The sequence below is a fragment of the Chryseobacterium antibioticum genome (assembly GCF_012927325.1).
Taxonomy (GTDB): domain Bacteria; phylum Bacteroidota; class Bacteroidia; order Flavobacteriales; family Weeksellaceae; genus Chryseobacterium; species Chryseobacterium antibioticum.
In genome coordinates this window covers 24,085-31,872 of sequence record NZ_JABBGI010000040.1, presented here as the reverse complement: position 1 = coordinate 31,872, position 7,788 = coordinate 24,085, and the positions used below count along the sequence as shown (strand labels likewise).

Genomic DNA, 7,788 nt, shown 5'->3' with positions numbered 1-7,788 from the left:
CTGCTAATATACAAAATAAAAAACAGAAAAACAAATTAATTGTTTGATAACCAGCAATATAAGTATGCTTTTCCGTACGCCAAAAAACAAAAAAGTCGGAAGAAAAATTCTTCCGACCATGACTACCCCTAAGGACGGCTTTCTTTATTGTTTTTACAAAATCTGCAGTTATAAACAGATCTGTTATAGTAAAGCTAAAGCTCTGATTATTTAACCAATTCGATATTAACCGCAGAGAATCCTTTCGGAGATTTTTCTTTCTCGAAAGACACCTTGTTCCCCTTTTTAACAGGGTGTGAACAGCTGTTGTTGTGAAAGAAAACATTTTCCTTGCTGTTGTCTTCAGTAATGAAGCCATATCCTTTCTCGCTGTGGAAGGTGATGATTCCTGTCTTTCTGAGTTCTTCCTCCATAATTGGAGCTGCACCAAGCTGAATCTCATCAATGTTTACTTCCTGTCTTTCTCTGCCTTCAGGCGGTGTAGAGGTAAGTCTTCCGAATTCATCTACATACATGAAAACATCTTCCGAACCTTTGTTGTTGTTCGTTTTACGATCTTCGCGTCTCAGCGCTTTTTCTTTTTGCTTTTGAATTTTTTTCTTGAAATTTTCTTTTTTAGAAAAAGAGTCTGCCATAAATTATTCTAGTATTTAATTTTATATTGTAATATTTGTTAATCTGATCTGCCATGTAAAGCCCGCAGTCGTCCGTCTGTTCTTCTTTATGAAATGAAATGTCGAAAGCAGTTTGTTTTTGGCCGTTCATCAGGAAAAGAAGTGGTTTTAAAAAATGAGGCATCTGAAAAAGCGGGAACTGATAAGAAAGAATTTCTAAACTGTAACAGAGAGCAAAGGCAGCGGCCTATTGATTAATATACAAATATACGATAAAAAACCGAATAAACCTATATTAAATCATTGATTATCAAAATGTATTTTTCCCTCTTATCAAAACGAACCTTTATTTCATTCAATATACATAGAATAATAAAAAAATCCCCAGCGAACTGAGGATTATGGAAAATAATATATTATAAGAATGAAGTGGTGTATAATATGATTGATAGAGTTGCAAATGCCGTGCCTAAAACTCACATATTTTAGACTTCTCTTCAAGAAAAAGTTGAATTCCAGGGCGGTTGAAGGGTGTATTTAATTGGTATGTAATGGGATATATTCATCGTGTGGTATATCGGAAAAAGTATATTTTTTTGATTTAATTTATATTGTATGTGGGTATATGTAAGGAAATCAGAAATTCATTACAGCTTCCGAAAGATTCACCATGCTGCATTGGCATTCATTGTTCATCTTTGTTTCTATAACATTTAAAGCAATAGATAATGTCAACACAAAATGTCAAAGGAAAAGTAGTATTAATTGCCGGAGGAGGCAAAAATTTAGGCGGACTGCTGAGCAGAGGTTTTGCAGCAAAAGGTGCGAAGCTTGCCATTCATTATAACAGCGAAAGCTCAAGAGCAGACAGTGAGAAAACACTTGCGGAAGTTCAGGCGCTGGGAGCGGAAGCGTTTTTGTTTCAGGGAGACCTTACCAAAGTAGACCATATAACCCAATTATTTGATGAGGCTGTATCTAAGTTCGGAGGAATAGATATCGCAATCAATACCGTAGGAATGGTCCTTAAAAAGCCTTTTGCGGAAACTACAGAAGAAGAATATGACAAGATGTTCAGTGTGAATTCAAAGTCAGCCTATTTCTTTCTTCAGGAAGCCGGTAAAAAACTGAATGACAACGGAAAGATCTGTACCGTTGTTACCTCTTTACTGGCAGCTTACACAGGTTTGTATTCCACCTATGCTGGGGCGAAAGCTCCGGTAGAGCACTTTACAAGGGCAGCTTCAAAGGAATTTGGAGAAAGGGGAATTTCTGTAACGGCTGTAGCACCGGGACCTATGGATACCCCTTTCTTTTATGGTCAGGAAACAGCAGATGCAGTAGCTTATCATAAATCTGCTTCTGCATTGGGAGGATTAACGGATATTAAAGATATTGCTCCACTGGTTGAGTTTCTGGTAACAGAAGGATGGTGGATTACTGGGCAAACGATCTTTGCGAACGGTGGTTATACAACAAGATAAAGAAGTTGGGAAGATGGAAGACGGGAGATGGGAGTTTTTAAAGTCTACAGTCAGAAACTGGTGGTTTTATAGTAACTTCCAGCTTCGTTCTTCTACCTTCCTTTCTTTTATATACACTTTTAAGCTATTGATATACAGTGGTTATCATTCTTTTCTGTGATTTTTTAATTTGGATTCATGAAAAAGTATTTTTACATCCGTTCAGCCCTCTCTGTTATCTTGTTGATGCACAGTGTGGTTTCTATTTTCAGCGGTGATGTCAATAATTTTGGACGTCTTTATCTGGATACCATAGGTTTCAGCCCTTTTGGAATCTATCTGGCTTGGATTGTAAAACTGATCCATCTTTTTTCTGTATTTCTGATTTGGTCTGACCGATGGGTAAAGATCGTTTCAGTAGGTAATATACCTATTCTTATGTTGGGAATTTATTTTTTACACTGGCAAAACGGCTGGTATGTAGTGGGGGGCGGTACCAATGGAATTGAGTTCAATGTACTATTGATTTGCTGTTTTTTACAGTTGATTTTTACAGAATATCCATCACTAAAGAAAGTAAAAAGCAGTTCGTAGACCGATACTTTGGATTCGCAGGTTTATATTTTTATTTTCCACTGAAAGATGGTATTTTGCATAGTAAATCCCATCAGTTTTGAAGCCAGACAGAAAATCAAAATTATACGTTCATCTGCTCTTTTGGATACTGTATTATATTCTGGAAGTGTATCTGGACTTTTACTGGTCGAGGTATCAGTTTCCTGCTACAGAATGGCAGACAAGGCTTCAGAATACCATTGTTCTGGAACTCGGGTATCTTTTGATTAAAATGCCGTTGGCCTATGCGCTCCTGTATGTGTATGAGACAACAGGGATAAAGAAATTTCTTACCTATATTCTCTACTGCTTTATTATTGTTGCAGCCGTTCTCACTCACAGGTTTTTTACTCACTATATCATTTATCCTCACATTTATGGAGTAACAGAAACGCTTGATGGAAAACAACCTTCAGGGTTTATCAACGGATTAGTGGCTTTCAACTCTTTTATGGACTTGATTTTCATGGCAGGCCTTATTTTTGGTGTCGAAATTACGAGGCAGAAAAACCTTTTGAAAGAACAGATTTCCCTGTTGAAATCAGAAAAGCTGGATCAGGAACTTACCATGCTGAAAGCACAGATTAATCCCCATTTTCTATTCAATACCCTCAACAATATTTATGGAATGGCTCTTAAGAAAGCAGATGAAACCCCTGATGTGATTCTGCAGCTTTCCAAGGTAATGAGGTACAATATTTATGAAGCAGCCGAACGGTATATTTCCATTGATAAAGACGTAGAAAACATCAAAGATTTTCTCCAGATCCAGCAGATCCGTCATCATGATCTCGTGATTCGTTTTAAGGAAGATATTGATCAACCTTCTCAGGAAATTTCTCCGCTCATCCTGATCCAGTTTGTAGAAAATGCTTTTAAACATGGGGTTTCTGAAACCTTAGGACAAAGTTTTATTCATATTGATATGAAATTGAATAATGGAGTTCTTCATTATCACATTGAAAATTCAAAAGAGGAAAAACCTCACGGAAATTCTACCAAAATAGGATTGAAAAACATCCGCAGACAGCTCGAACTACTTTATCCGAAGCACAGTCTCACCGCAGAAAGTACAAACGACCGGTATATTGTAAACTTAATTATTGATTTTAATGACTCATCCCGTTTCTAAAAAATACAATTGCATCATCGTGGAAGATGAGCCTATAGCTGCAGAGATCCTGGAGAATTTTGTTTCCAGGGACGAAGAACTTCATCTTGTGGCAAAATGTTCAGATGCCGTGTATGCCGGAAGCCTTTTGAACAGGCATGAAATAGATCTGATGTTTCTGGATCTCCATCTTCCGGTTGTGAAAGGTTTCGATTTTCTTAAAAAACTGAAAAATCCACCCCTTGTAATTGTGACTACCGCTTATCATCAGTACGCTGTGGAAGGGTATGAGCTGGATATTGTGGATTATCTGATGAAACCTATTCCTTATGACAGATTTACAAAAGCAGTTGAAAAGTTCAAATACCTGATGAGTGCTGAAGAGGCTCTTCTTGAAGCTGCGGACCGTGAGCATATTTTTATCAGCAGCGGGAAAAAACAAATTAAGATTGTTCTTCATGATATTTTCTTTATTGAAAGCCTACGGGAATATATTCATATCCATACCAAAGCCGGAACAATCACTGTAAAGATGCCTATCAGCAGGATAGAAGAGAGTTTAGATCCGAAAATGTTCATCAGGATCCACAAATCTTACATTATTTCCAAGACTAAAATTGAGGTGCGTTCTGCCAGCATGATCCAGGTGAACGGTAAGAAATTACCGATCGGGAGGACTTATAAACCTTCGATTGACTGGTAAGCTTTAGATCTTAATTGGGATCTAAAATCCTTCATAGACGATAAGGCCTGTTTGATAGCTTTTTCTTTTATTTTTCTTCTCTTTTGAGCAACTTTGAATCGTTAAATAAAACAGATATTCAAATTGTCAATAAGATTTGAAGAAGAAGATGACCGATTGCAATAATTAGAATATATATGTGGATGTTAGCATTCTGACTGAAGAATGTGGGTTGGCTTAATGACCTTAAGCCAATTTTTATGAAGTTGAGTCAACAAAAAACCTCTGAAATTATAAATCTCAGAGGTTTTTTTAGTATATATTTTTAAGCTTATGAAACCTTTATTTCTTTTTTCTCCCGAATACTTTTAATGATAAAGAACAGCCCCAGGAATATAAAAGGGATACTCAGAATCTGGCCCATATTCAGGCTCATTCCCTGTTCAAAATCAACCTGATCTACCTTTATAAATTCAACAAAGAATCGAACAACGAAGATCAGTAGAGTAGTGATCCCAAAGTAAAAACCTTTTCCAATCTCAAAGATGTTCTTCTTATAAATAAAATACACCAGAAGGAAGATAATCAGGTAAGAGATCGCCTCGTACAGCTGGGCCGGGTGTCTTGGAATATTATCCACATGTCTGAATATAAAAGCCCATGGAAGATCAGAAGGCGTTCCTATGATTTCAGAGTTCATCAGATTACCCAACCTGATAAATGCTCCGGCTAAAGGTGTGGCAATAGCAATGACATCCAGAACGGTCATGAATTTAATGGAAAACTTTCTCGCATAGATCAGAAGCATAATAATAAGCCCGATTCCGCCACCATGGCTCGCCAGTCCTGCATATCCTGAAAAATGATAGGCTCCGTCTGCCCCTTGTTGGATCGGAAGGAATATCTCGATAGGATGCTGGGAATAATAATCAAAATCGTAGAAAAGACAGTGTCCCAATCTTGCTCCAACCAAAATGCCTATAAATGCATAAGAGAAAAGTGCTTCATGAGCCTGCTGGCTTAGATTTTCTTTTTTATAGATGGTCTTTAAGATTGTGTAGCATAAGACAAGTCCGGCAAGAAACAGCATACCGTAATATTTCAGAGGAAATCCGGAAATATTGAAAATTTCGGGACTTACATCCCAGTTAACGTATAATAAATTCATTGATAATAATTGTAGAATTACTTTTTCGGGGACAAATATAGCAGGATATAGCCATTTTTAAGGAACTGAACTTCAACTTTAGGATATTTTGGGGGAGAATATCATGTTTTCGGTTTCAATACTACAAAAAACCTCTCACATAAAGTAAGAGGTTTTTAACGGACATCAAATAAAAAGTATTGCTACTTATCAGTCAATATTCGTTTAAACGTTATATTCAAACTATGCTAACTTTACGTTAACTGCATTTAAACCTTTGTCGCTTTTTTGTACTTCGAAAACTACTTTATCGTTTTCACGGATAGATCTTGTGTCTAATCCTGAAGAGTGTACAAAAATGTCTTTACCTCCGTCTGCTGGAGAAATGAATCCGAAGCCTTTTGCTTCATTGAAAAATTTTACGGTGCCTTCTTGCATTGTAATTATTATTAAAAATTGTTATATTAATTGTTTTGATGACTTTTTTCTGAAATTTCTTTAAGAAAGAGTCCATCTATTTTGTTGTGATTTAATGAATGTACTGGAGTTTTCCAACAGGCATTATAAAACCTATTAGCTTTTGAATATTGGTTAAATCAGAGCGTTCCCCTTCATCGCAAAAAGAAACGGCTGTTCCTTTGGTGCCTGCTCTTCCGGTTCTTTCAATCCGGTTAACATAAGTTTCCGGAACATTGGGAAGTTCATAATTGACTACATAAGGAAGCTCTTCCATATCGATGCCTCTCGCTGCAATATCAGTGGCTACCAGAACCCGAATTTTGCTGTTTTTAAAATCTTCTACGGCCTGTTGTCTTGCGATCTGAGATTTATTCCCATGAATAGCCGCCGCGAAAATTCCTGTACGTTCCAGTTGTTTAACGAGTCTGTCTGCGCCCTGTTTGGTTTGTGTAAAAACCAGGGAACGTAAAATCGATACATCCTGCAAAATATTGATCAACAGATCTGTTTTCTTGGTCTTTTCAACGAAATAAACGGATTGGTTAACGCACTGCAATGGCGATGGAATCTGATCTACTGTGACTTCAACAGGATTGTTCATCATGGTGTCCGCAAATTTTCGGACATCTGAAGGCATGGTTGCAGAAAAGAATAAAGTTTGTCTCTTTTGAGAAATTAATTTTAAGATCTTTTTTACATCGTCTGCAAATCCCATATCAAGCATTCTGTCAGCTTCATCCAGGACCAGTATTTCTATTTTAGAAAGATCAATATGTCTTTGGCTTACCAGGTTCAGTAATCTTTCGGGAGTCGCTATAAGGATGTCTACTCTTTTTCTCAGAGCGGCCAGCTGGCTTCCTGATAATACGCCTCCAAAGATCGAAAGCTGTGATAATGGTAAATATTTGCTGTATACTTTAAAATTCTCCTCCAACTGCTGAACCAAGTCCCGTGTCGGAGTTAATATTAAAGTTCTTATTTCTTTATGATCTGGTGTATTTCTTTTTAGTAACTGCAGGATAGGCATGGCAAATGCCGCAGTCTTTCCTGTACCCGTTTGAGCATACCCTATAAAATCTCTTCCAGCCAAAATAGGTGGGACAGCTGCGTACTGTATCTCTGTAGGTTTGGAATATCCGGCTTCTGTAACGGCGCGGACTATAGGGTTTATTAAATTTAAATTTTTAAAACTCATTGTAATCTACCGGACATCCGGTTCTGAGTGGCCAAATCGGTTAAGATTTGAATTGTTGTCTTGTATAAAAATAAAGATTATCAATCTGGATAAGCATTATCTTTAGTTATTATTTTTACTTTGCATTAACTTTGACAATAAATTCAGTTGGAATATATTTGCTGAGCTTTGCAATATCGTATCGTTCTTATTCTTAGAAGCAGGATTTTGATGAATCCATACTGTCTTGAATTTTATAAACTGCTTTTTTTAACCTGAAAACCAAGGAAGCAGTATTAAAAATTATTTAAAAAATAAGTTTTAATTGGGCAGCTGAAAAAGCAAAACTGAAAGAGAAAAATGAATTTTAAACTATTACAGAATAGCAAAAGGCAGAGACCTGTTTTTATAAATGCTTTGCAAAAATACGATAAATAAACTAAATAATAATTGCTTTAAATAATTGATTATCAAAAAATTATTCGTAGCTTTCGCACGTTAACTGAATTGTTTGCCCCAAGCG

At 36.6% G+C, this 7,788-nt stretch carries 8 protein-coding genes; 4 read left to right on the top strand and 4 right to left on the bottom strand.

The annotated features are described in order from the left end of the window. Window positions 1-206 precede the first annotated feature (206 nt). On the bottom strand, window positions 207-635 hold the full coding sequence (locus HHL23_RS20915) for a cold-shock protein (RefSeq protein ID WP_169236679.1): 429 nt from the start codon (window positions 633-635) through the stop codon (window positions 207-209). 707 nt (window positions 636-1,342) lie between these two features. On the opposite strand from HHL23_RS20915, the gene HHL23_RS20910 reads away from it, so the two are divergent. The 4 genes from HHL23_RS20910 to HHL23_RS20895 all read left to right on the top strand — a co-directional run bounded on the left by HHL23_RS20910 (window position 1,343) and on the right by HHL23_RS20895 (window position 4,506). Continuing rightward, entirely contained in the window at window positions 1,343-2,098 is a 756-nt protein-coding gene (locus tag HHL23_RS20910; protein WP_169236678.1) for an SDR family oxidoreductase, read from the top strand. Window positions 2,099-2,275: 177 nt separating this feature from the next. Beyond that, a complete protein-coding gene (locus HHL23_RS20905; protein ID WP_169236677.1) occupies window positions 2,276-2,671 on the top strand; it encodes a DoxX family protein in 396 nt (131 codons plus the stop codon). Window positions 2,672-2,750: 79 nt separating this feature from the next. Continuing rightward, window positions 2,751-3,824 (top strand): sensor histidine kinase, encoded by a 1,074-nt coding sequence (locus HHL23_RS20900; RefSeq protein WP_169236676.1) that lies wholly within the window; start codon window positions 2,751-2,753, stop codon window positions 3,822-3,824. Continuing rightward, window positions 3,805-4,506, top strand: coding sequence for a LytR/AlgR family response regulator transcription factor (locus HHL23_RS20895; RefSeq protein ID WP_169236675.1), 702 nt, complete (start codon window positions 3,805-3,807; stop codon window positions 4,504-4,506). The genes HHL23_RS20900 and HHL23_RS20895 overlap by 20 nt, the downstream gene beginning before the upstream one ends. Window positions 4,507-4,816: 310 nt before the next feature. On the opposite strand, the gene lgt is transcribed toward HHL23_RS20895, so the two are convergent. The 3 genes from lgt to HHL23_RS20880 form a co-directional block, all read right to left on the bottom strand. Further along, a complete protein-coding gene (lgt, locus tag HHL23_RS20890) occupies window positions 4,817-5,653 on the bottom strand; it encodes a prolipoprotein diacylglyceryl transferase (RefSeq protein WP_169236674.1) in 837 nt (278 codons plus the stop codon). Between the two features lie 222 nt (window positions 5,654-5,875). Continuing rightward, window positions 5,876-6,070, bottom strand: a complete 195-nt coding sequence (locus tag HHL23_RS20885) for a cold-shock protein (protein ID WP_034741125.1) — start codon at window positions 6,068-6,070, stop codon at window positions 5,876-5,878. 91 nt (window positions 6,071-6,161) lie between these two features. Further along, window positions 6,162-7,286 (bottom strand): DEAD/DEAH box helicase, encoded by a 1,125-nt coding sequence (locus HHL23_RS20880; RefSeq protein ID WP_169236673.1) that lies wholly within the window; start codon window positions 7,284-7,286, stop codon window positions 6,162-6,164. Window positions 7,287-7,788 lie beyond the last annotated feature (502 nt).

Coding starts and splice junctions, on each gene's coding strand:
- HHL23_RS20915 (WP_169236679.1), bottom strand. CDS start 635: ATGGCAGACTCTTTTTCTAAAAAAGAAAATTTCAAGAAAAAAATTCAA.
- HHL23_RS20910 (WP_169236678.1), top strand. CDS start 1,343: ATGTCAACACAAAATGTCAAAGGAAAAGTAGTATTAATTGCCGGAGGA.
- HHL23_RS20905 (WP_169236677.1), top strand. CDS start 2,276: ATGAAAAAGTATTTTTACATCCGTTCAGCCCTCTCTGTTATCTTGTTG.
- HHL23_RS20895 (WP_169236675.1), top strand. CDS start 3,805: ATGACTCATCCCGTTTCTAAAAAATACAATTGCATCATCGTGGAAGAT.
- lgt (WP_169236674.1), bottom strand. CDS start 5,653: ATGAATTTATTATACGTTAACTGGGATGTAAGTCCCGAAATTTTCAAT.
- HHL23_RS20885 (WP_034741125.1), bottom strand. CDS start 6,070: ATGCAAGAAGGCACCGTAAAATTTTTCAATGAAGCAAAAGGCTTCGGA.
- HHL23_RS20880 (WP_169236673.1), bottom strand. CDS start 7,286: ATGAGTTTTAAAAATTTAAATTTAATAAACCCTATAGTCCGCGCCGTT.